We start from the raw sequence: 22,490 nt of genomic DNA on the forward strand, positions 1-22,490 counted from the left end.
CCAGTTATGGATCTTTATGGATACTGGCGCTCCAGCGCCAGTTACCGCGTTCGCATTGCGCTGGCTGTGAAACAGCTGGAATTCAATTACCATGCGGTGCACTTGCTCAAAGACGGCGGCCAGCAACACCATGCCGCTTATCAGCAACTGAACCCGGCGGAATTGGTGCCTACACTGGTTGATGGCGAAGTAACACTTAATCAGTCGCTCGCCATTATTGAGTATCTGGAAGAGTGCTATCCAACCCGAACTCTGTTACCGGGTGATGCCGGCCAGCGGGCCAAAATTCGTGCCTTTGCATTGGATTTAGCCGCCGATTTGCAGCCACTGGTAAATTTACGCGTACAGCAGTTCCTGAAACAGCAGTTAAAAGTTGGTGACGACGCCAACAGCCGCTGGCTTGAACACTGGTTCAAAGCTAGCTTTACCGCACTGGAAAAGCGCTTAGAGCAAACCGCCGGTGATTATTGTTTTGGTGACCAGGTGACTCTGGCCGACGTGTGTCTGGTGCCGCAAGTTTATAGTGCGGAGCGTTTTGCGCCAGACTTAACGCCGTACCCAATTCTAAGCGCCGTGTACCAACGCTTGCAGGCGTTACCTGAATTTCGGCAAGCGCACCCCAGCGCTCAGCCCGACGCTGAATAAGTTATTGCCATGAGGATGTTAAGCACCGCCGGGTGTTTGACATCCAAACTGGTTCTCTCATCGCAGTAATCTCGCACCATTGATTCGTTTTTGCTTTAATGAGGCGTAGTCTTTTTGAATAATCTAGAAAGCAGGCAGCAGGGCGGAACAAGCCATTGCTGTTACTAGTTAAACTCAGCAACCAGGAATAAAACTATGTATAACAAGCTCGCCCTGGCGGTTGCCGCCGCGTTATTAACGGCATCTTGTGCAAATACCTCTCCCGCAAATAATCAATCATCTTCAGCTGCAATAAGCACTGTGCAAACGGAACGCCCTGCGGCCATGGCTGCTGCCACCGCCCGCGGTGAAATTACACTGGAACAGATCATGTCCGATCAGCAGTGGGTTGCGCGTAGCCCGGAAAGTGCCTATTGGGGCCTGGACGGCAGCAGCGTGTTCTATGCGCAAGAGCGTGCCGACAGCGAACTGCGTGACTGGTTTCATCAGCCGCTGGACAGTGATGAAGCACATCAGGTGCCACTGGAAAAAATGCATGAGTATGCTTATCAGGACGGCGTGCGGCTTAACAATGGCGAACAACTGGCCTACACCTTTGAAGGTAACATTTTTGTTCGTGACTTAAGCTCTGGTGATATTACCCAAATTACCCGTGATGAAGCGCGCCAAAGCCAGTTGCAGGCATTGAATGATGGCCGTTTAGCTTACCGGGAAGGGAACAATTTCTTTGCGGTAGACCTAGCTTCAGGTTTAACCACCCAAGTTGCCTCACTAAAATTCAGCAAAGCACCTGAGGGCGTAACAGCGCCGGAAGACTTTATTGCTGCTGAACAACAGCAGTTGATGACTTACTTGCAGGAAGAACGCCAGGCACGTCAGGAAGCTTTTGACCGCCAGCAAGCGCTGCAAGCTAACAACCCAAGTTTAGCGCCGAAGCCATTTTACCTGGGCGAGAACAAAGAACTGGTTGCGGCAAGCTTGTCACCTGCGGGCGACAAAGTGGTAGTAGCTATTACCGATCCGCGTAGCTGGCGTGATGACGGCGATATTATGCCTGATTACATTGGTGAAGACGGTCGCGTAAAAGCCGTTGATGTGCGCCGTCGGGTTGCAGATGCCGAGCCGGTTGAACATCAGGTGATGGTGCTGGACTTAACCTCTGGTGAACAAACGCAGTTAACCTACAACACCTTACCTGGCTGGAATGAAGACGTACTGGCCGACGTGAAGCGTGAAAACCATAAAGCACAAGGCAAAACCTATAAGTCTGAACCAAGCCCGCGTCCAATCACTCTTATGCAGGACTGGAGCTGGGAAGGCGGTGCCATGCGCTGGAACGACGCCGGCGATCAGGTCGCTGTCATGCTGGAAGCCTGGGACAACAAAGATCGTTGGATTGCTACGGTGGACTTTGCTGCGAAAGAGTTCAAATCACAGCACCGTTTACATGACGACGCCTGGATTAACTACACCTACAACGGCTTTGGGTTCTTACCGGACACTAACACCTTGTGGTATCAGTCGGAGCAGGACGGTTATTCACACCTGTACGTGAAGCCGTTAGGTGGCAGCGAGAAGCAGCTAACCAAAGGTAAATTTGTAGTAGATACGCCAGTAGTAAGTGAGTCTGGCCAGCATATTTACTTTAAAGCCAACCAGAAACACCCGGGCATTTATGAAATTTTCCGGGTTGGAACCTCAAATGGTGAACTTGAGCAGCTAACTAAGCTCGGTGGTATTAACGACTTTGAACTGAGCCCGAACGAAGACAAGCTGTTAATTACCCACTCAAGCGCACTGCAGCCACCTGAACTTTATGTGAAGGAAATCGGCAGCGCAGACATGGCGTCACGCTTAACTGAAACCGTGTCTGAGACTTTTACTGCATTGCCGTGGACAGCACCAAGCGTGGTTCCAATTCCAAGCAGCCACGTAGACGAGCCTATTTATTCACGGGTTTACTTGCCGGATGATTTCGATCCAAATCGTGCTGAGAAGTATCCTGCTGTAGTATTTATTCACGGTGCCGGGTACCTGCAAAACGCCCACATGGGTTGGTCAGGTTATCAACGTGAGTTTATGTTCCACAGCATGCTGAACCAGCAAGGCTACGTGGTGGTTGACTTAGATTACCGTGGCTCGAAAGGCTATGGCCGTGACTGGCGTACCGCTATTTATCGTCAAATGGGTACCCCGGAAGTAGAAGATCTGCAAGACGTAGTAACCTGGATGGGTAGCAACGCGCATGTGGATACCGACCGCGTTGGTACTTACGGCGGCTCTTATGGTGGTTTCCTGACCTTTATGGCGCTGTTCAATGAACCTGGCCTGTTTAAAGCGGGTGCGGCCTTACGACCAGTAAGTGACTGGGCACATTACAATACCGGCTATACCTCGAATATTCTGAATCTGCCGGACAATGACCCTATTGCTTATCGTCGTAGTTCGCCAATCTACTTCACCGAAGGCTTAGAAGACGCTTTGTTGATTAATTCACCTATGGTGGATGACAACGTATTCTTCCAGGACAGCGTGCGGGTAGTACAACGCCTAATTGAGCATGAGAAAGAAGATTTCGAAATTGCGATATACCCAGTTGAGCCGCACGGCTTCAGAAAGCCTTCCAGTTGGCTGGACGAATACCGTCGTATCTTCAAGCTGTTTGAAGACAACCTGAAATAGGTTGCCGGTTATTAAAAAAGGGAGCTGCTTAGCTCCCTTTTTTTATTCTTCAGCTTGCTGCTCTCGCAGCGCCAGTTGCTTCAAGCTGCGTTGATGCAGCCGCCACGCCAGCAGGCCGCCAATAAGCCCGCCGGTATGCATGGCCCAAAGGTAAGGGTCAAACGGCAGTAACGGGTCGCTCAGGCTTATACCAAAGCTCTCCAGTACCACTTTCAGAACTACTACCGCAATCACAACACCCATAAGCACATCTGGCTTACCGGAAGGGCGTTGCAAGTCATTTAATAAAGCCATTAACAACAGGCCGTGTAGTACCGCCGAAAAGCCAACAAAGCGCTCTGGTGCGCCAATTAACCAAACCACCAGCGAACTGACCACGGCAATAGTAATGACGGCATTAAAAAAGGTTCTAGCCTGAAATTGGTGCTTAAATACCAAGCCAATAATGAGTAGTGCAGCAATATTCAGCAAAGCATGGGCCCAGTTCAGGTGAATCAGATGGGCAGTTAAGAAGCGCCACGGCTCTTGCCACAGCACATCAGCCCGGTACTCCAGCACTAAGTGCCAGTGCGGCAAGGTTTGCAGACAAATAAGCAGCAATGCAAAAGCCACCAGCGTGATGCGAAAATCAGTTAGTTTGCGCAGCATAAGCGTAATATCCAAATCGAGTTTAGTGGATTGAGTTGATGCTGTTATGATACCAGCATATTAAAAAAAGGTCGGCTACAGACTGGTAAACAGAAGGGAAAATCTAATGATCTGGCTGCGTAAAATTCGAATTCACCTCGTTTTGGTAGCGCTAAGTGCTACTGCATTAGCAGGCTGTGTTGGCGGCCAGCAGGCTGCTCAGCAGGATCCTGAAGCGGCAACAGGGCGGGTTGCCAAGGAACAAGCGACTGGCAATAACTATATGGTTGCGGCAGCTACGGAAATGGCGACCGACGCCGGCGTTGAGGTACTAGCCAAAGGCGGCACTGCTGTTGATGCCGCCATAGCCGTGCAGGCTATGCTGACGCTAACCGAGCCGCAATCGTCCGGGATTGGCGGTGGTGCTTTTATTCTGTACTGGGATAACGAAAATAAACAGCTTTACACCATAGATGCCCGTGAGAAAGCACCGCTGGCCGCTGGTGGTGATTTGTTCTTAAAAGCTAACGGTGAGCCGGAAAGCTGGATTGATGCCGTTGTTGGTGGGCGCTCGGTTGGCGTTCCTGGCGTGTTGGCTGGTTTGAATATGGCACACGAGCGTTGGGGGAATCAACGTTGGTCTGAGTTATTTCAAGCAACCATTACAGCCGCTGATGAAGGTTTTGAAGTGTCACCGCGTCTGGCGCGTTTACTGGAATTGGAAATTAATCCGGGTTTAACCAAATTAAGTCCGGCGAAAGAGTACTTCTATCCAAATGGCAAACCGCTGCAAGCCGGTACCTGGAAGAAAAACCCTGAGTTGGCGGCAACGCTACGCAGCATTTCTGCCGATGGTATTAAACCTTTTTATGAAGGCGAGTTAGCAACCGACATGGTTACAGCTGTGCAAAACAGTGCGATAGCGCCGGGCTTGTTAGCAGAAGAAGATTTAGCCAGTTACTCGGCCAAGTTACGCGACCCGGTGTGTGCGCCGTACCGCAATTACGAGGTATGCGGCATGGGCCCACCAAGCTCTGGTGGTCTTACTCTGCTGCAAACGTTGGGTATTTTGGAATCTTTTGACCTTGCTGAGTTGGGCGTAAACAGCGAAGAGGCTTTACACTATTTCACTCAAGCTTCGCGCCTGGCCTTTGCCGATCGCAATAGATACATTGCCGATACTGACTTTGTTGAAGTACCTATGGCCGCCATGCTGCACCCGGATTATCTGGCTGAACGAGCTGCCATGATAAGTGCCGAGGACATGGGCTTTGCCCGGGCAGGAGAACTGTTGGAAGGGCGCCTGACCACCAGTTCACCAGAGCTGCCGAATACCACCCACGTAGCTATTGTGGATGCTAAGGGCAACGCAGTTTCTATGACTTCAAGTATTGAAATGGGATTTGGTTCGAGCGTGATGGTAAACGGTTATTTACTGAATAATCAGTTAACTGACTTTTCACGGGTACCGGAAATTAATGGTAACCAGGTGGCCAATCGCGTTGAGCCGGGCAAACGTCCGCGTAGCTCTATGGCTCCTACTATGATTTTTGATGCCGAGGGCAACTTGCGGCATGCTTTAGGTTCACCGGGGGGCACGCGCATTATTAACTATGTAACCCAAACGGTTATTGGTTTAATTGACTGGGAACTTGGTATGCAGCAAGCCATTGACCTGCCTAAAATTACTAACGTAAATGGCGGTACAGCCGTTGAAAAAGTAGCAGGTAGCTCGGAGCTGGCTGCTGATTTAAAAGCCCGCGGACATGACGTTCAGGTACGAGATTTGAACAGTGGCTTACATGGTATTACGCTGTTACCTGATGGCAACCTGATTGGCGGTGCCGATCCAAGACGAGAAGGTCGTGCCAAAGGCGACCAAAAGGACGAATCAAATGACTAAATCAGCAACACAAGCTAGGCAGTGGCAGTGGTTATTTATGATCATGAGCCTGGTTATTATAAGTGGCTGTATGGAGAGCGACCAGCCGTTTATGAAAGGGCGTGAGCCGGAAATTGTGACCAAAGACTTCTTTGAGGCCATTTATAACGAACGTGATTTGGAAGCGGCACAGAAAATTTCCAGTGACAGTCTGGCAAGTTTGCTGGGTTCTTACGGAACGGTGAACGGCGTACAACGCCATTTGCTGAATCGTTACTACGACAACGTTGACATTACTATTGATACCACCAGTATGCGGCCCTTTATGGACCGCCAAGACAGTATGCGCATTAACGTGCTGATGACTGGTGAGTACGACGGTGATATGTTGGACGAACTGCGTAGCGTGAAGATTATCCAGGTAAATGACCGTTGGTACGTAGACGAGATTCTGGATGATCCCTACAAATAACCTCTAGAACACATTCACAACCACAAAAAAGGCCTGATTCAGGCCTTTTTTGCTTTATCGGTATATGGAGGCCAGCCCATTGGCTTGCCGCCTAGTACATGCAGGTGAATGTGATACACCGTTTGGCCGCCATGTTCATTGCAGTTCATGACCAAGCGGTAGCCGTCGTCAGCAAAACCTTCCTGTTTAGCAATTTTAGCCGCAGCCACATACATTTTACCTACCACATCGCTATTCTCGGCGGTGATATCGTTGGCGGTGGCAATAACTTGTTTGGGAATAACCAGAGCATGGAAAGGGGCCTGCGGGTTTATATCTTTAAACGCCAGCAATAGATCGTCTTCATAAATAATATCGGCGGGAATTTCGCGGTTAACAATTTTGGTAAACAGTGTTTCTGAACTCATGCTTGCTTCCTTTTCCTGCGGTAGTAGCGAATGAAGAGAGGATAATAGCTCCATCATAGTCATTCACTGGCAGGTGAACAAGGCTGTTTAGTTCATGGGTTCGTCAAGTCGGTAAGAGCCTTGCTGGAAACTGTGGAAAAACGTGTTTACCAGCGGATGCTGAATTTTTGCATCACTGATGTCAGGCATCAGGTTATATTCAGCAACGTAGGTTTGAATAGACGAATTGTTTACCAGCACGTGATACCAGGGCTGATGCTTGGCCGGGCGCGACTTTGCCATACGGTCGTACCAATCGTCGGAAAGGCAAAATTCAGGATCTGCATCAATGATGACACCGCGATACCCATAAAGCGAATGTGTGACAAGCTGTCCAATAGCAAATTTAGCGGTGACCATGCAACTCCCCTTTGTGCATTACTGTCGCATATAGTATCGGCCATAACGCGCTGTGCTTTAGTCATTTTTGACAGTGGGGGGCGGTTAGGTTAAAAAGAGTGAACAGGCAAGCAGGAGGCCGTTATGATTACCCGAGATGACCAACGCAACTTTATTCGTATGGCAGTAAATTCAAATGTCGAAATACGGTTTGAGGACGACGAAGGGGAGCAACAGGTAAAAGGCATATGTCGGGATTTATCGGCAACGGGCATGAGCATTGATGTTGATATTGCTATACCTGAGGGAAGCCAAATTCGGGTGCATATGGACACCGGTGGAGTAGTACCGGCACTGCAGGCCACCTGCAAAATTATTCGTTGCAGTGAAATCGAGCCGGGGCAGTATCACCTCGGCTGCGAAATCATTGAAATGGTTTAAAGTGAGGCGTTAATTAGGGCTAATTACGCGTCAGCCTGCAGTACCAGACCTTTTAAATACAAGGCTTCAGGGTAACTTAACAGCACCGGATGGTCGGCGGACTGATATAAATGCTCAATAATGCGTAGCGGGCGTCCTGCATCTAACGCTGCGTCTGCAACCACTTTCTGAAACAGCTCGGTAGATAACAAACCTGAGCATGAAAACGTCAGCAAAATACCGCCCGGTTTTAAAATCAGGCTGGCCATACGATTAATATCTTTATAACCCCGACACGCGCTCATTAAGCTGGCTTTGCTGTCCACAAACTTGGGTGGGTCCAGCACTATCACGTCGAAGCGCCGCCCCTGATGATGAAAGTCACGCAACGCCTGAAATACATCAAGCTGAAGGTTTTCCACTTTACAGTCGGTGGCCGGGTTCATGTCCATGTTGGCCGTAGCTTGTGCCAGAGCTGGTGCAGACACGTCTACGTTCACCACTTCGCTGGCACCGGCCGCGGCTGCAAACACTCCAAAACCGCCGGTGTAGCTAAAGGCATTCAGAACGCTTTTGCCGGCACAGTACTTTTGCACCGCTTTGCGGCTGTCGCGCTGGTCTAAATAGTACCCGGTTTTGTGACCCTGCTTAATATCAACGCCAAGGCGAATATCGTTTTCGGTAATCACTACCTGCTCTGGTACTTCGCCATCGCCAATCATGCCGGTTACTGGCGTTAAGCCTTCTTTTTTACGTACGTCTACATCAGAGCGTTCGTAACAATGATGATCAGGGAATAACTCGGCCAGGGCGGCTACAATAATATCGCGCCAGAACTCCGCACCCGTGCTCAGCAGTTGCAACACCAACCAGTTGTCGTACACATCAATAGTAACGCCGGGCAGGCCGTCTGCTTCGGCGGCACACAAGCGATAGGCGTTGCTGGCAATGTTCAACTGTTGGCGAAATGCATAGGCCTGTTCCAACCGCCGCTTAAAAAATGCAGCGTCTATGGTGTCAGCCTGACGAAAACTCCAAATACGCGCACGAATTTGCGACTGCGGTGACCATGCGGCCCAGCCCAGCCAGTCGCCATTGTCGGCATGCACAGCAACAGTTTCGCCGCTTTTGGGGTCGCCTTTTACGCGCTCTATAGCACCACTGAAAATCCACGGGTGTAAACGCCGTAATGACTTCTCTTTACCGGGCTTCAAATGCACCAGTGCGGTCATAGTAGCGGCCTACTTAACCCGCATGCCAGGCTTAGCGCCGGCGTGCGGATTCATAATATACAGTTCACTGCCACCAGGGCCGGCCGCTAACACCATGCCTTCGGACAAACCGAAGCGCATTTTACGAGGGGCCAGGTTAGCCACCATCACAGTATGCTGACCAATCAGAGTAGCCGGGTCGTAAGCTGACTTAATACCCGCGAACACCTGCCGGGTTTCACCGCCTAAATCCAGGGTGAGTTTCAGTAGCTTATCAGCGCCTTCAACATGTTCGGCGTTAGCAATTAAGGCCACCCGCAAATCAAGTTTGGCGAAATCTTCAAACTGAATGGTCTCGCTAATCGGGTCGTTAGCCAGCTCTTCATTGCTGGTAGTAACTGCTGTAGCAGGTTGTTGCTGAGCTTCTTTTGAATCTTCAATCATGGCGTTTACGGTATCCATTTCCACGCGTTTCAGCAGCGCTGAGAATTTATTTACCTGATGATCAGTCAGTAATTGCTTATGGCTGTCCCAAGTGAATTCGTTGTTCAGGAAACTTTGCACGCGCTTGGCTAACTCAGGAACTACCGGTGTTAGGTAAATCATCAGTAAGCGGAACAAGTTAATGCCTACGGAACATATTTCATGAACTTCGTCGGCTTTTTCCGGATCTTTAATCAGCTGCCAGGGTTCTTTGTCAGCAATATATTGATTGGCCCGGTCGGCCAGCGCCATAATGTCGCGCATGGCTTTGCTGAACTCACGTTTTTCATAAGCTTCAGCCAGACCTGCTGCGGCATTTTGGAAATCGGCTAATAGCTCTTGTTCAGGTAAATTAGCTGACAACTTGCCGTCGAACTTCTTGGTAATAAAGCTGGCACAACGGCTGGCGATATTCACTACTTTACCAACCAGATCAGAGTTCACGCGCTGGGCGAAATCGGTCAGGTTCAGGTCTAAATCATCAATACGGCTGGTCAGCTTAGCGGCAAAGTAGTAGCGCAAATACTCAGGGTCTAAGTGCTCTAAGTAGGTACGAGCCATAATAAAGGTGCCTTTGGATTTCGACATCTTGGTACCGTTCACGGTAATAAAACCGTGCGCCCACACGTTATTCGGCTGGCGGAAGTTGGCGCCTTTTAGCATGGCCGGCCAAAACAGGCTGTGGAAATAAATAATGTCTTTACCAATAAAGTGGTACAGCTCGGTTTCGCTGTCGGCTTGCCAGTACTCGTCCCAGTTGGCATTGCCGGTTTGGTCACAATAGTGTTTAAAGCTACTCATGTAGCCAATAGGTGCGTCCAGCCATACATAGAAGTACTTGCCCGGCGCATCTGGAATTTCAAAGCCAAAGTAAGGCGCATCGCGGCTAATGTCCCACTGCTGCAAGCCTTGCTCAAACCATTCGTTCAGTTTGTTGGCCATTTCTTCCTGCAATGAACCTGAGCGGGTCCAGGCTTTTAGCATGTCGTTAAAGGCCGGCAGGTCGAAGAAATAGTGTTCAGACTGGCGCAGTTCAGGCTCAGCACCCGATACCACAGACTTCGGATTTTTAAGTTCAGTTGGTGCGTAAGTGGCACCACAAACGTCACAGTTGTCGCCGTACTGGTCGGCGGCGCCGCAGCTGGGGCATTCACCTTTCACGAAACGATCCGGTAAGAACATTTCTTGCTGTGGGTCATACAACTGCTCAATAACGCGGGTTTTAATATGATCGTTATCACGCAGGCGACGATAAATAGTTTCCGCCAGTTCACGGTTTTCCGGGCTGTGAGTGGAATAGTAGTGATCAAAAGCTACGTGAAAGTCGCCAAAGTCGCGCTGATGCGCCGCGTTCATTTCGGCAATCATGTCTTCCGGCGCAATACCCAACTGCTGGGCTTTAAGCATAATCGGCGTGCCATGCGCATCGTCAGCACACATGTAATGGCATTCGTTGCCACGAAATTTCTGGAATCGAACCCAGATATCAGCCTGAATATAGCCAAGCATATGGCCTAAATGAATGGGGCCATTGGCATAGGGTAAGGCGTTGGTAACGAGAATTTTTCGGGTAGCTTGAGTCATGCGCAATAACGTACCTAATTGATGAATACTGAACCTGCTGGCGCGGTAATTACACGCGTCAGTCAACGTCGGGAAGTGTAACGGATCTACGGCTGGCAATCTAGCGCCAGTACTCCTATCATGCGGGTTTCATACGAACTGTTTTGTTCACCAACGAGGTTTTAAATGGCAACTTCCAACGCAGCACCTGCAGCGTTACTAGATGCGTTGCAACAAATTCGCGATCCCTTGTTTCCGGCGGGTATCCCAGCGACATGGGTAACCGTGGAAGGCACTACCGCCACTTTACAGCTGCCGTTTGCAGCAGGGCCGGGCGTACTGACGCTGCTAAATAGCACCGCCGTATGTCAGGATTACCAATGGCAACTGGTTATCAAACCGGAAACGTTGCGTAATTCCCAGCCTGAAATGCCGCGTATGCACGGCAACGTGGTGGTTATTTCCTCCGGTAAAGGCGGGGTTGGTAAGTCATCGGCAACAGTGCAACTGGCGCTGGCGTTACAACAGCTCGGCGCCCGCGTAGGGGTGCTAGACGCTGATATTTATGGACCATCCATTCCAACCATGCTGGGCAAGGCCAATGAGCCATTGCAGTTTACTGAAGACAATAAAATGATCCCGCATGATTGTTACGGCTTACAGGTGAACTCGCTTGGCTATTTGACCGGCAAGGGCGATGCTGCCATTTGGCGTGGGCCTATGGCCAGTGCGGCACTGCAGCAACTGTTCCGCGACACTAAGTGGCAACCGCTGGATTACCTGCTGGTGGATATGCCGCCGGGCACCGGTGATATTCAACTGACTTTTGCGCAAAAACTGCCGATTACCGGAGCTGTGGTTGTTACCACCCCGCAGAATGTGGCATTGGCTGATGCTGAAAAAGGTATCGCTATGTTCCGTAAGGTGAATATTCCCATTAGCGGTGTGCTGGAAAACATGAGTTATTTCGAATGCAGTCAGTGCGGCCATCAGGAACCTATATTTGGTCGCGACGGTGGTGCGCATACGGCTGCCGAGCAACAAGTTCCATTATTGGGTCAATGGCCTCTGGCCACGCGCATGCAGGCGGCACTGGATGCCGGTAAGCCGCTGTTAACCAGTAGCCCGGACGACGCTTTGTGCGAAGCTATGCGCCGTAGTGCCGAGCTGCTGGCTGCATCACTTTACCATCAGGCCAAAAAATGAGGCCGGCAGTGAAACGGTGAACGGGCAAACTAAGTAACGACAAAGCAGCCTGTTAGTGGTAAAAATAGACCCAATTAATTTAAGTGCCGAAGCACGTAAAGTTAGCAATAAAAAGGTAGCACAATGCGGTTAACGGACAGACAAATAGAAGACTATTTAGAACGAGGCCTGATTGGTATTGAGCCTACGCCTCAGCAGGAAGATATTAGCGGGGTTACGGTTGATATCCATCTGGGTAACGAGTTCCGGGTGTTACAGGACCACGCTGCGCCTTTTATTGATATCAGCGGGCCACGCCATGAAATTGACCGCGCTATTCAGCAAGTGATGAGCGACCCAATAGTATTGTCGGAAGACAATGCGTTTTTCATTCATCCGGGTGAGTTTGCTTTGGCTGTAACGCACGAAGCCGTGACTTTGCCGGATAACATGGTGGGTTGGCTGGATGGCCGCTCATCGCTGGCCCGTTTAGGTTTAATGGTACACGTTACCGCACACCGTATTGACCCGGGTTGGTCAGGGCAGGTGGTACTGGAGTTCTTTAACAGCGGTAAGTTACCACTGGCACTTCGACCGTTAATGAAAATTGGTGCGCTTAGCTTTGAGTTGCTGGATGAATCTTGTTTGCGCCCGTATAGCAAACGTCAGGACGCCAAATACAAAGACCAACGCGGCGCTGTAGCATCGCGTATTTCAGCCGACGGTTCCTGATTCGATCCGGTAACGGAATAAAGTAACGGATATGAAAAAGCCCGCTAACAGCGGGCTTTTTTGTGGGTATAGCTATACCAGCTTAGCGCAGCGGAGTCGCATGTGCGGCAGCACGGAAAATGCTGTTCATAAACAACACATTCAGGCCATCTAAGTAAGCACGGTAGGTTGGTTCCTGAGTATAAGAAATCACCATGCCTTTGCCTTTTGGTTGCCACATAACCAGTGGTTTAAAGGCGATTTGAGTGCGGGTTTCGTCCCAGATAAAGCCACTGGCCAGAACGTCGTCAGGTCCGGCAAAGGTAGCAATGTTGCGGCCGTTATCAATGGTTAGTGGGGTGTAGATATCGTTACCCACTACCAAAGACACCACTTCTGGTTTCACCCCTGCGCTTAACCAGTGTTCCTGATCAACGTTGGTATTTGCCAAAACACCTGATACCCAGTAAGGATCAACATCAGCAGGGTCAACCGCGTGTTGTAATTCGGCCGCAGTTTCAAACAACTGACCTTTGGTAACTGAGTCATCATGGCCATTCACGTCTTCTTTGTCTGACGCAGCCAGTTCACGTTTACTGTTGATGAAGTTTTGCTCAACGGCATAACGCGTAGCGCGGCCTAGTGTAATCAGAACACCGCCATCGGCAATCCACTCTTTCAGGTTGCTGGTACCAGACTCACCAAAGGACTGCTGATAGTCGCGATAGCTGCCAGGTAAAATCAGTACCTGATAATGGCTTAAGTCAGCGCGCGCCAGTTGGTTCGGGCGAATAGCCGTAACCGGGTAGTTAAACTGACGCTCAATAACAAAGCGCGTATTACCGGCACTTAGCACACTGGCCGGTTCGTCCCAGGCAATGGCAATGTTTGGTGCATGCATACGCACCACGTTTTCCGAGCCGAAGTTTGGGCCGTCAACAACCCAGCTTGAATCAACGCCAGTTACCGTAGCGCCGCTTTCATTGGCAATAGCTGTTATTTTATTGACCAAATCCGCGCCGTTATCACTGCGAGTTAGAATTAACGAACCAGCCGGGTACTTGCTGCCATTTTCCAGCGTGAACGGCAAATCGCTGCTTTTCACCACTAAATCATGACGTAACGCAGCGGTTAAGAAACGACCCGCATTCATGTCGCCCCAAGGTACTAAGAAAGCGACTTCAGCGTCGGCATTAATCACCTGACCTGGTTTAATACGTTGGTTGTCAGCCGCTACGGTTGCTACGCGAGGCGTGCGTCCACACGTGTCTGGTGCCACGTTAAACATTAACGGCAGTGACCAGGCGGTTACATCGTAAATTTGGTCAGGTAGGTTGTTGCCACGGCGACGTTCCTGTTCCGCGATAAAATGCGGTGCCATGTCAATTTGCTGATCCAACAAGGTGCCAATCATGCGATAAGCCGGCTGGGCTTTGTCCACAATAAAGGTGCCTTGCGGGTAGTCGGTGCCACAGGTTTTAAAGCTTTCTTCGGCCCGTTGCACGTCAATACCATGGTCCGTCATCAGCGCCGCTAGTTTTTGTGTTGCTGCAGCGTCTTTTTCAGGATTAAAAATCAAGTAACGTTCGTCGTGCTGACGCCCTTCATCAATAGCGCTTTTACGGTATTCCCAAAAGTTATTCAGCAGGGCTTCACGTCTATTCGACACGGTTTCAACGGTTGCTACAGAAGCAATAAAGTGGCGGTAAACGCCATCACCATAGGTAAGAATGTCACCATCTTTGGTGCGGAATTCGTGTCCACGCGACGATGCCATTTCATAAGTCATGGATAAAGCACCATGATAGGCCGGCCAACTGGCACCGTAACCCGGATAGAAGGCATCAAAAATTTCACGAGTGAAGTAATCAAAACCTTCCCGATCAAACCAGGCGCCGTTGTTTTTACCAATCCAGTTTAAACCTTCACGCTGTGACTCGGTAATGTACGGGTTATAAGGTTCAGCTTCTGGGGTAAAGTAGTAGCTACTGTCGCCACTCATTTCGTGTAAATCCACGAACGCCAGTGGGTAGTACTTTAGCAGCTCAGCAACCTGACCTTTGATTTCTGGTTGCGTTAAGGCTAACCAGTCACGGTTCATATCGAATAAGTAGTGGTTGGTACGGCCGTTTGGCCAAGGTTCATTATGTTCTACTGAAATACGATCCGCAGAATGCACCATGCCGGCATTCTGATAGTAACGATTCACGAAGCGGCCACGGCCGTCCGGGTTTTGCAGCGGATCAATAAACACCACGGTATTGTCTAAATAACCCTGAGTTTTCTCATCGGTAGCTGCCAGCAAGTGGTAGGCAGTTAATAATGCTGCTTCCGGTGACGAGATTTCATTACCATGCACACCGTACGACAACCAGATGCTGGCTGGCAGTGATTGCATAATGGATTCGGCGCCACTGGTGTTAGTAACGCGTGGGTCAGCCAATTGCTGTATCTGAGTTTGAAATTCATCAAAGTTGGCCATGTTATCGGCACTGGAAATAGCCAGATAAACCAACGGACGACCTTCCCAGCTAGTTCCGTAATCAAGTAGTTTTACGCGATCCGGATGTGCCTCAGCCAGCGCTGTTAAATAAGTCACAATGGCTTCAGGGCTGGAGATTCTGCTGGCTAAGTCATAGCCCAGCACTTTTTCTACGGTTGGTGTGGCGGTGTCGTAAGTAACGTCAAGACCAAGGTCAGCGGTGCTGGCTTGGGCCAGGCCGAATAGGCCACTGCAACAGAGTGCCAGACTCGCTGCACGAAAAACTTTGGCGGGTTTCATTTAAGCTTCCTTGTATTATTTTTTTCAGGCTGCGGAGTGAAATTGCGCCACTGCTGAGCGAATCGCCTGTAACAACGACTCGGCGTCATGGCGGTGTGGTACATCACTATCCGCCTGTACGCTGTTAATCACTGGCACTTTCACCCCGTGCGTATTGTTGTTGGAAATTACCGCATCAATCAGCTGATGGCCAAGCTGTTGTTCCAGCCAGGCTAAGCGTTGTGCCAGCGATAATTGTCCCGCAGGGCTCTTTTCCGCAACCAGATTATCAATGAATAGCACGTTGGCCTGACTATCTGCGATAGCCTGACTAATATCCTCGACCAGCAGCGGTGGTAGTACGGAAGTAAGGAAACTACCCGGGCCAAGAATGATAAGATCACTGCGGCGAATGTGCCGAACGGCTTCTGGTGTCGCTGATACCGAACCATTCAAACGTAACGACAGGGGCATACGAGTAAGCTTGTCGACCCGTATTTCGCCATAGCAATCAATACCTTCATGGGTAGTCGCAATAAGGTCAGTGGGGTTTTCGGACATTGGCAATAAGCGCGTATCAACGCTCAGCAAACGACTTAGCAGTTGAATGCCGTCTAGCGGACGGGCGCTTAGTTGGTCCAGGGTGTACAGTAAGAGGTTGCCGAAGTTGTGGCCGGTAAGGCTGGTGTCGCCGCTAAACCGGTAGTTCAGTACTTCTGCAGCTAGTGGTTGTTCCACCAGTTGCGACAGGCAGTTGCGAATATCGCCCCAGGCAATGCAGTGATGGGTTTGGCGCAGCAAGCCGGTAGCACCGCCATTGTCTGTAGTTGCGACAATGCCGACTAAGCGTCGTTCCAGAAACGACAATGTAGAAAGTAGTCGGCCCAAACCATGGCCACCACCAATTGCAGTAATTCGACGTAAATGCTCGAGTTCCATAATTTGGCTCGTCACGTATTTATGCAGAAACTACCGAAATGCTTCGGTTACTGCAAGCTTACGAGACAAGCTACTCCCTGTTATTATTGTTATTCATGGTTTTGGAGAGCTTATGCCCAATCAATTTCGTTTCGACAACAGGTTTTTACGCGAGTTCCCGGCCTTGTTGCACGAACAACAGCAAGCGCCACTAGAGCAGCCACAACTGGTTATTGCCAATCAGGCGTTGCTACACGAACTGCAACTGCCGGTAACGGCAGAGCAGCTACCTAGTACTTTTGGTGGTAATCGCCAAATGCCAGGCAGTCAGCCGCTGGCACAAAAGTATGCGGGGCACCAGTTTGGTCACTATAACCCTTACTTGGGTGATGGCCGTGGCTTACTGCTGGGTGAGTGGGTAACTGACCAACAACGCGTGGATATTCACTTGAAAGGAGCCGGACCCACTCCTTACAGTCGCGGAGCAGACGGTAGGGCGGTACTGCGTTCCTGTATTCGTGAATTTCTTGGCAGCGAAGCCTTGTATCACTTAGGTATTCCAACCACGCGGGCGTTAAGCGTAGTAGCTGGCGCCACTGTGGTGCAACGTGAACAACCTGAGCCCGGTGCCATGCTGGCGCGGGTGGCGCGTACGCATATTCGCTTTGGTCATTTCGAACATTGCTACCATCGTGGTTTGTCGAATGAACTTACCGGCTTAATGAACTACGTGATTGAAACCCAGTGGCCTGACTTAGCTGAGCAACCTGAAACCGAATTCTTTGAACGAGTGGTGCAGAGTACCGCTGCTATGGTGGCCGGCTGGCAGGCGTACGGCTTTAATCACGGGGTCATGAACACCGACAACATGAGTATTGTTGGCGAAACTTTTGATTTTGGTCCGTTCCAGTTTATGGACACCTACAATCCTAAGTTAATTTGTAATCATTCGGACCATACCGGGCGGTACGCCTTTGATCAGCAGCCTTCTATTGCCCTGTGGAACCTGAACTGTCTGGCGCTGGCGCTGAGTCCGTTAATTGAATCAGACGCGCTGGTGGCAGCACTGAAACGCTTTGAAGGCTATTTACACCGGGATTACTGGGCATTAATGGCAAAACGCTTTGGGTTAACCGAAGTAGGTACCGAAGATCGTCAATTGATGTCTGAATACTTAGACATACTGGCACGCCAGCAACGGGACTTTACCTTAAGTATGCGAGCCCTGGCGGAAGCCCCGGAGCAGGGCGTAGCCGAGTTGATCGATAGCGATAATAGTGGTGAGTTAGCCAACTGGTGGCAACGCTACCACAGCCGCTGGCAGGCTGATGTATTAAGTGCCAAGCAGAAGCAAACGCAAATGCTGGCCGCGAATCCGCGTTATATTTTGCGCAACTATTTAGCTCAGGAGGCCATTGTAGCGGCTGAGCAGGGTGATTTAAGCGTGCTGGAGGACCTGTACAAAACTCTGCAACAGCCGTTTACCTATCAGGCTGAGCGTGACCGTTTTGCCAAAGTGCCGCCGGCCTGGGCCAGCGAACTTGAAATTTCCTGCTCCAGCTAAGAATAGTTTTATTCCAACAGGTTACTTTTGGTAAAGACTTTGTAAATTTAATGAGGTAACGGAATTTTTTTTAATTTTAACTATCACATTATCCGTTGCTGCATGGTGACACGGATGTCGCCATTTTTCTCATGCTAAGCAATTGAGTTGCCCTCAGAAAGCGCTATAGTGACGGTTCTACACTGGTCATTCAGGATTCAACTACATGGCGGCTATGCGACTACCTACTCTTTTTATTGCCGGATTTGCGTTAACTTTTTTTACCGAGGTATCGGCACAGTCAAATCTGGAAACTACGCAGCTGTGTGTGGGTGACCATGCGCAGGTAATTACCGCTGAAGTAGCGGACACCTTAACGACCAGAGCGCGCGGGTTAATGCAGCGCGAATCTTTACAACCTCACCATGGCATGTTGTTTCGTTACGATAGTGTGCGCCCCGGGCACAATGGGTTCTGGATGTATCAAACCTTAATTCCACTGGATATTGCCTTTATTGATTCTAACCACCGCATTGTACGCATTATGCAAATGCAGCCTTGTACCAGCATAGACCCCGCTAACTGCCCAAGCTACCGCCCTGGTAAAGAGTATCAAAGTGCGTTGGAAATGGACTTTGGCTATTTTCAGGATGTTGGCATTGCGGTGGGTGATACGCTGCGTGAAGCAAAAAATGGTAGCTGCGCTGGGACTGAATAATTGGTAGTCTTTACGAATAACTAAAAGTCATCAACTGAAAATAGGATGCTGTGATGAAACATTTCTCGATATGGACAGCGACAGCCTTGTCGCTTGCAATTGCCAGTGGTTGCTCAGATGCGCCAGATGCGGACAGCGAAACCCGCATGGAAGAATCGGCGCTAGAAGTTGCCGAATTTAACGAGAACTACCGTGACTACTTGAAGCGCTTGTCGTCAGACGAGTTTGAAGGCCGCGCGCCCGCTAGTGACGGCGAAGAACTGACGGTAGATATGCTGTCGAGCAAGTTTGCCGAGTGGGGCTTAAAGCCTTACAACTCGGAAACCGGCAGCTACGAGCAGAAAGTTCCGCTGGTTAAAATGATTCCTTATAAAGTCAGCAGCATGACTTTCAGTGGCGACACTGCTGTTGATGCATTTGAATACAGAACTGAAATGATGGCCTGGAGTCCACGAGTGGTTGAAGATATTCAACTGGACAACAGCGAAGTGGTATTCGTGGGCTACGGTATTGTGGCACCGGAGTACGACTGGAACGACTACGAAGATTTGGATGTTGAGGGTAAAACGGTAGTTATGCTGGTGAATGATCCCGGCTACGACACCCAGGATGCTGAATTATTTAATGGCTCAGCCATGACTTACTATGGTCGCTGGACTTATAAATACGAAGAAGCTGCGCGGCAGGGCGCCGCGGCAGCTTTAGTGATTCATGAAACCGGACCTGCAGGTTATGGTTGGGGCGTAGTAGCAGGTGGTTCACCGGTGCGCTTTGACTTAGCCCGCGACAACAAGAATATGGACCGGGTTCAGGTGGAAGGTTGGATTACTTCGGAAAGCGCCGATCAACTGTTCGCTGCCCAGGGCAAGTCTCTGGCAGAAATGCGTGAGCAAGCCCAGCGCACTGACTTTGCCGCGGTTAGCCTGAATACAGCGCTGAATGTTCGGGTGCAGAGTAAATTTGAATATCTGGACTCGTCCAATGTAGTGGGTTACATCGAAGGTACTGAAACACCTGAAGAACATGTGATTTACATGGCGCATTGGGACCACCTCGGCGTTGACCCAATTAATACCGAAGACCCGATTTATAATGGTGCACAGGACAACGCCAGTGGTACCGCTGGTTTGTTAGCTATTGCCGAGAAATTTGCCCAGGCACCAGCGCCTAAGCGTTCTATTGTATTTGCAGCGGTAGCGGCGGAAGAACGTGGTTTATTAGGTTCTGACTGGTACGCGAACAATCCGCTATTTCCACTTAGTAAAGCGGTTGCCGGTATAAACATGGACGTGATGAACGTGTATGGTCCGGTACGTGACATGGTGGTAGTAGGTTTTGGGAATTCTGAACTGGAAGATTACCTGGAACGTTATGTTCAGCCGCAGAATCGTTATATTGCCCCTGAACCTACGCCGGAAGTTGGCTCATTTTACCGCTCAGATCACTTCAATCTGGCGAAAAAAGGCGTACCTATGTTGTATGCTAAAGGCGGCAACGATCACTTTGAACACGGCCGTGCACACGTTGAAGAGCAGCGTGCAGAGTATATTCGTACGGCTTATCACAAGCCTGCCGATGAGTATAACGAAGACTGGGATTTACGCGGTGTACAGCAAGACTTAAGCGTTTATTTTAGTATTGGTAGCGAACTGGCCAATAGTGATGCCTGGCCAAGCTGGAACGATGGCAACGAATTCAAAGCCATTCGCGATGAGACTGCCGACCAACGTCAGTAGGGCTTAGCAGCAGCATTAGAAGCGGCAGCCGCCAATGCGCTGCCGCTTTTTTTATGACCAACCGGTAATGATAAAAGGTAGGAGACAGAACATTTGAATTGGTTAGCAGAAGGTTTCGGCGTTCTTGCGCTGGTGATTAACTTTATTGGCTATCGCCAAAACAATGCCGATAGCTATCGCATTGTATCGGCGCTGGCACTAGCCTGTTTGTCTGTTCACTTCTTTATGCTGGGTGCCATGGCAGCTGGCATAGTGCTGGCTATAGGAGTGGTGCGTAACTTTGTCGCACTGCGCTGGCAAGGGCCGGTGGTACTTTGGGTATTTGTACTGGCGAATCTGGCGTTTATGCTGTGGGAGTGGTTCTGGTTACAGCATGAGTGGCCGTTATTTGTGGCTTACGCTTCATCGTTAATTTTTACTGTGGGCTCTATTCGTCTGAACAACGCGACGCTTATTCGCAAGTGGTTTATTCTGGCGGAAATTTTAGGTTTGATTTATGCGGTATTGGTTGGCAGCGTTTCCGGTTTGTTATTCAATATCGTGAATTTGTCGAGCATTTCCGCGAAGTTGTGGCAAGACGGGCGGGCTTTGCGGAAGCAAATGGATACAAAGGAAACCACACAGAAGCCGCGGCCACCGCAGCAATAGTTGGCTGATTGCGATATAATAGTGGTTCATTTAGGAGTAGGAGAGGCTATGAAAAACGGCCAGAATCCATTTCGGATTCATGTTCAGCAGTGGCAGCATCGAATGCGCCCTGGTGGAAACACAAACATACTCACACGCATATTGAGTTGGATTATATTCGGTTTGGTACTGGCTATCGGCTTGGTAGTCGGGCTTTTGGTTGTGCTTATTGGTTGGCTATTAATGTTGCCATTGTTATGGCGCCGGCGTAAGGCGGTAAAGCAGGCGTGGCAATTCACGCGGGCCGCACGGGAACAAGCTCGCCAACAAAGTGAGCAAACCAAGCAAACCAAACAACAGCAGAACTCAGCCCAGAGTCGCGGAACTGGCACCAGTGACAGTCAGGGAACAACCATTGAAGGTGAGTACAAAGTAAAAGATGATGACCGCTAATTTGCCACAACGATGCGACAGCATTGCCCCCGTGATTGTTATTCCGGCGCTGGACCCTGACCACAAGCTGCCAGAACTGATTGCGGCACTTCGCAACGATAACCCGCAGAACAAACGTTTTAGCCACATTGTGGTCATCGATGACGGTTCTGATGAGACTGCTCAAGAAGTATTTAATCAGTTAGCGCAACTGAATGACGTAATTGTTCTGCATCATCAGAGCAATCAGGGAAAAGGCGCGGCTTTAAAAACAGGCTTTAACTGGGTGCTGGAGCATTGTGCTGACACTAATGTGGGCGTGGTAACCGCCGACGCTGATGGCCAGCATTTGGCTGAAGATATTCTGTCTATTGCCAGCAATCTTATGACTAGCACAAATCGGTTGTGGCTTGGTTGCCGTGAGTTTCAGGAAAGCAAAGTACCGCTGCGCTCAAAAATAGGTAATGTTTGTACGCTTTGGCTATTTCGCCTGTTCACCGGGGAATACATTCGGGATACTCAAACCGGCTTACGTGGTATTCCGCGTAGCTATTTGACCAAGCTAAAAGATTTCAGCAGTTGCGGTTATGAATTTGAACTGGACATGTTGTTAAACGCAAAGCGCAGCGGCATTGCCATTGCTACCCAGTCTATTACGACGGTGTACGAAGACGATAACGCCCGCTCGCATTACCGGCCGATTATTGATTCCGTTAAAATCTATCAACGTTTCTTTAAATTTGCCGGAGTAGGGATACTTTCAGCTGGTTTAGACTACGGTGTTTTTGCTGCTTATTTTTGGCTAACCGAAGATCTGCTGTGGGCCATAGTTTGTGCACGCGTGGTGTCAGGCATTTTTAACTTCAGCCTGAACAAGCAATTTGTGTTTAGCAGTAAAGACAGAGTGATGCCGGAACTAGCAAAATACGTGTCACTGGCAGGTGTTTTGATTCTGGCGAACTACGTTATTACTGAGTCACTCAGGTATCTGAATGTTACGCCATACATCGGCAAGCCAATCGCTGAACTGGGCATCTTCCTGCTAAGTTACGGTGGCCAGCGCCGCTTTGTATTTAAAGACAGCTAGCT

At 49.8% G+C, this 22,490-nt stretch carries 20 protein-coding genes; 13 read left to right on the forward strand and 7 right to left on the reverse strand.

Annotated features, from left to right (window positions below; genetic code table 11):
• Window positions 1–6 precede the first annotated feature (6 nt).
• On the forward strand, window positions 7–645 hold the full coding sequence (gene maiA / locus CCE91_RS05520) for a maleylacetoacetate isomerase (RefSeq protein WP_086434220.1): 639 nt from the start codon (window positions 7–9) through the stop codon (window positions 643–645).
• A 195-nt stretch (window positions 646–840) separates the two neighbouring features.
• On the forward strand, window positions 841–3,327 hold the full coding sequence (locus tag CCE91_RS05525; RefSeq protein ID WP_086434221.1) for a S9 family peptidase: 2,487 nt from the start codon (window positions 841–843) through the stop codon (window positions 3,325–3,327).
• A gap of 42 nt (window positions 3,328–3,369) precedes the next feature.
• Here CCE91_RS05525 and rrtA read toward each other — a convergent pair whose 3' ends face one another.
• Window positions 3,370–3,975 (reverse strand): rhombosortase, encoded by a 606-nt coding sequence (rrtA, locus tag CCE91_RS05530; RefSeq protein WP_086434222.1) that lies wholly within the window; start codon window positions 3,973–3,975, stop codon window positions 3,370–3,372.
• A 106-nt stretch (window positions 3,976–4,081) separates the two neighbouring features.
• On the opposite strand from rrtA, the gene ggt reads away from it, so the two are divergent.
• Both ggt and CCE91_RS05540 read left to right on the forward strand, forming a co-directional pair.
• Window positions 4,082–5,857 (forward strand): gamma-glutamyltransferase, encoded by a 1,776-nt coding sequence (ggt, locus tag CCE91_RS05535; protein ID WP_086434223.1) that lies wholly within the window; start codon window positions 4,082–4,084, stop codon window positions 5,855–5,857.
• The gene (locus tag CCE91_RS05540; protein ID WP_086434224.1) at window positions 5,850–6,308 is read left to right on the forward strand and encodes a hypothetical protein; all 459 of its coding nucleotides are present in this window, start codon (window positions 5,850–5,852) and stop codon (window positions 6,306–6,308) included. The genes ggt and CCE91_RS05540 overlap by 8 nt, the downstream gene beginning before the upstream one ends.
• Window positions 6,309–6,346: 38 nt before the next feature.
• Here the strand turns inward: CCE91_RS05540 and CCE91_RS05545 are convergent, their stop codons facing one another.
• Both CCE91_RS05545 and hspQ read right to left on the reverse strand, forming a co-directional pair.
• Window positions 6,347–6,715 carry a histidine triad nucleotide-binding protein gene (locus tag CCE91_RS05545; protein WP_086434225.1) on the reverse strand — a complete coding sequence of 123 codons (369 nt, stop codon included), beginning with the start codon at window positions 6,713–6,715 and terminating at the stop codon, window positions 6,347–6,349.
• Window positions 6,716–6,802: 87 nt separating this feature from the next.
• Window positions 6,803–7,114: a heat shock protein HspQ gene (hspQ, locus tag CCE91_RS05550; protein WP_086434226.1), complete on the reverse strand. Its 312-nt coding sequence runs from the start codon at window positions 7,112–7,114 to the stop codon at window positions 6,803–6,805.
• Window positions 7,115–7,237: 123 nt separating this feature from the next.
• Between hspQ and CCE91_RS05555 the strand changes: the two genes are divergently transcribed.
• The gene (locus tag CCE91_RS05555; protein WP_086434227.1) at window positions 7,238–7,534 is read left to right on the forward strand and encodes a PilZ domain-containing protein; all 297 of its coding nucleotides are present in this window, start codon (window positions 7,238–7,240) and stop codon (window positions 7,532–7,534) included.
• Between the two features lie 23 nt (window positions 7,535–7,557).
• Here CCE91_RS05555 and CCE91_RS05560 read toward each other — a convergent pair whose 3' ends face one another.
• Both CCE91_RS05560 and metG read right to left on the reverse strand, forming a co-directional pair.
• Complete coding sequence (locus CCE91_RS05560) at window positions 7,558–8,745, reverse strand: class I SAM-dependent rRNA methyltransferase (RefSeq protein ID WP_086434228.1); 1,188 nt, start codon at window positions 8,743–8,745, stop codon at window positions 7,558–7,560.
• Window positions 8,746–8,754: 9 nt separating this feature from the next.
• Window positions 8,755–10,791: a methionine--tRNA ligase gene (gene metG / locus CCE91_RS05565; RefSeq protein ID WP_086434229.1), complete on the reverse strand. Its 2,037-nt coding sequence runs from the start codon at window positions 10,789–10,791 to the stop codon at window positions 8,755–8,757.
• A 165-nt stretch (window positions 10,792–10,956) separates the two neighbouring features.
• On the opposite strand from metG, the gene apbC reads away from it, so the two are divergent.
• Together apbC and dcd are read left to right on the forward strand one after the other, a co-directional pair.
• A complete protein-coding gene (apbC, locus tag CCE91_RS05570; RefSeq protein ID WP_086434230.1) occupies window positions 10,957–11,976 on the forward strand; it encodes an iron-sulfur cluster carrier protein ApbC in 1,020 nt (339 codons plus the stop codon).
• Between the two features lie 123 nt (window positions 11,977–12,099).
• Window positions 12,100–12,687: a dCTP deaminase gene (gene dcd / locus CCE91_RS05575; protein WP_086434231.1), complete on the forward strand. Its 588-nt coding sequence runs from the start codon at window positions 12,100–12,102 to the stop codon at window positions 12,685–12,687.
• 82 nt (window positions 12,688–12,769) lie between these two features.
• Here the strand turns inward: dcd and CCE91_RS05580 are convergent, their stop codons facing one another.
• Entirely contained in the window at window positions 12,770–15,448 is a 2,679-nt protein-coding gene (locus tag CCE91_RS05580) for a M14 metallopeptidase family protein (RefSeq protein WP_086434232.1), read from the reverse strand.
• A 24-nt stretch (window positions 15,449–15,472) separates the two neighbouring features.
• Window positions 15,473–16,366, reverse strand: a complete 894-nt coding sequence (locus CCE91_RS05585) for a gluconeogenesis factor YvcK family protein (RefSeq protein ID WP_086434233.1) — start codon at window positions 16,364–16,366, stop codon at window positions 15,473–15,475.
• A 112-nt stretch (window positions 16,367–16,478) separates the two neighbouring features.
• Here CCE91_RS05585 and CCE91_RS05590 point away from each other — a divergent pair, with 112 nt between their 5' ends.
• From CCE91_RS05590 to CCE91_RS05615, 6 genes are all read left to right on the forward strand, one after another.
• On the forward strand, window positions 16,479–17,909 hold the full coding sequence (locus tag CCE91_RS05590; protein ID WP_086434234.1) for a protein adenylyltransferase SelO: 1,431 nt from the start codon (window positions 16,479–16,481) through the stop codon (window positions 17,907–17,909).
• Between the two features lie 205 nt (window positions 17,910–18,114).
• Window positions 18,115–18,606: a DUF192 domain-containing protein gene (locus CCE91_RS05595; RefSeq protein WP_086434235.1), complete on the forward strand. Its 492-nt coding sequence runs from the start codon at window positions 18,115–18,117 to the stop codon at window positions 18,604–18,606.
• Window positions 18,607–18,659: 53 nt separating this feature from the next.
• Entirely contained in the window at window positions 18,660–20,342 is a 1,683-nt protein-coding gene (locus tag CCE91_RS05600; RefSeq protein ID WP_086434236.1) for a M28 family metallopeptidase, read from the forward strand.
• 93 nt (window positions 20,343–20,435) lie between these two features.
• A complete protein-coding gene (locus CCE91_RS05605) occupies window positions 20,436–20,990 on the forward strand; it encodes a YgjV family protein (protein WP_086434237.1) in 555 nt (184 codons plus the stop codon).
• Window positions 20,991–21,038: 48 nt separating this feature from the next.
• The gene (locus CCE91_RS05610) at window positions 21,039–21,422 is read left to right on the forward strand and encodes a hypothetical protein (protein WP_086434238.1); all 384 of its coding nucleotides are present in this window, start codon (window positions 21,039–21,041) and stop codon (window positions 21,420–21,422) included.
• Window positions 21,412–22,488: a bifunctional glycosyltransferase family 2/GtrA family protein gene (locus tag CCE91_RS05615; protein ID WP_086434239.1), complete on the forward strand. Its 1,077-nt coding sequence runs from the start codon at window positions 21,412–21,414 to the stop codon at window positions 22,486–22,488. The genes CCE91_RS05610 and CCE91_RS05615 overlap by 11 nt, the downstream gene beginning before the upstream one ends.
• Window positions 22,489–22,490 lie beyond the last annotated feature (2 nt).

The sequence above is a fragment of the Pseudidiomarina planktonica genome, assembly GCF_900177775.1.
In the GTDB taxonomy this organism is placed as follows: Bacteria; Pseudomonadota; Gammaproteobacteria; order Enterobacterales; family Alteromonadaceae; genus Pseudidiomarina; species Pseudidiomarina planktonica.